Origin of the sequence: Pseudoalteromonas sp. S1650, assembly GCF_005887195.1 — a bacterium.
GTDB classification, from domain to species: Bacteria; Pseudomonadota; Gammaproteobacteria; order Enterobacterales; family Alteromonadaceae; genus Pseudoalteromonas; species Pseudoalteromonas simplex.
This window is the reverse complement of record NZ_PNDF01000147.1, coordinates 1-1,454: the sequence shown is the minus strand read 5'-3', so window position 1 is coordinate 1,454 and position 1,454 is coordinate 1. Positions and strand designations below refer to the sequence as shown.

The following is a 1,454-nucleotide window of genomic DNA, read 5'->3' as shown; positions in this document are numbered from 1 at the left end:
GATAACCCGCATTCAAATATTTGCCGTCCTCACAGAGTTTAGCACAAAAATAAAAGCCCACTAAGTCAGGTATAAATCCAGCATCCCATGGCCTGACAGCATCGTTTGGCGTTATTTGATACTCAAACACAGCATTCAAATTTTGTTTAGCAAGCTCTGGATTAAATGTTACCAGTGCATATGCCTGCTTGTAGCTATCCCAAGGCCAAGTTTGATTACCTGAAAACCAGCGACCGGTCACGGCAGGACTAACGGTATCAAAACCTACTGCACCAGCTTTACTGCGCCAATTTCCAATTAACGTTTCAACACTTTTTACCGCAAGTTTTTGTAAGGCTGGCTGCTTGTTACTAATTGGCTGTGTCGCTTTATTTATATACTCTTGCCAACGTAATTTACTACGTGATAAATAGTGTTCGGGTTGCTTTAAAATTTCATCAACAATCTCTCTTTCACGTACCACGTCTTGATTATTTAATAAATATGAATAGCTTGTGTAGAATGTGCGATTGTTTTTTATGTGCGTTTTGCTTGAGTAACTTAGGTCGTCATGACGTGTTTTAACCGCTAATGTTTTTTTAAGCAATAACTGTGAACTCCCCGAGGTGAGCAGGTGTCCATGCGCCCTTACTTTGCCAAAACTAATCGCAATACTATTGCTGGTGACTTGCCATCGGGGGTTTAATTTCGGATAAACCACAAATGGCGAACGCCCCGCTTTTTCGGTGCCATTGTTAGCACGTAAATGGTTTATAAGCTTTCCTGTGAAATGTAATGTAACAGGCTCTGTGGTTTTAATCTGTGTTTTAACTAATGAAGTGCGATTTGTCACAAAGCGCAAAGTAAGCGTTATGTTTACCCCATCACCGCTTAGCTCTTGCACTAACGCGCCGGGTTCACTGTAAGCCCGCATTGCTAGCTTCACTTTATTGGCCTCATCGACTTTCAGGCCTTTATAAACAGTCAGCTTTTCTAGATAAGGCGCTATAAAATTTAAATACTCCTCAGTAACAATAGCAGGCCCGGTGAACGCACCGACGTTTTCATCTGTTGGTAGCAAATGTCCATGCCACGCGCCTAGATCAAAAAGAGGGCTAAAACGTTGGTGGCCGCCTTGCTCAAAGTCCTGCATATAATATGGGCTTCCGGTTCTATCTATTAAGTTTTTATAATCAACCACCTCACTAGCAGCAGCCTCACAATGACTGATTAAAAGCACGGTGATTAAAATAAACAGATTTTTAAAAATCATTTATTTAACCCTTTTGTATCGCGCTAATAAATAAAAACCAAATCCGGTAACTAGTGCAATGCCTGCAAATAATAGCCACATGATTTCGGGGGATTTTATCTCTTTGACTAAGTAACCATAACTCCACCCAGACAAAAATCCAGCAAATAAAAAGCCTAATGCCATAGATACAAAGTAATAACCCATAAACATAGCAGCACTC

Annotated in this window: 1 protein-coding gene and 1 pseudogene; both read right to left on the bottom strand. The window is 40.6% G+C overall.

Annotated features, from left to right (window positions below; all coding sequences use genetic code 11):
• Nucleotides 1-1,252 (bottom strand): trehalase domain-containing protein (locus CWB80_RS21940; RefSeq protein ID WP_502705019.1); only part of this gene is annotated, 1,252 nt, incomplete at its 3' end.
• Nucleotides 1,253-1,454, bottom strand: a pseudogene (locus tag CWB80_RS21935) (MFS transporter); the annotation flags it as partial. It abuts the gene before it with no gap.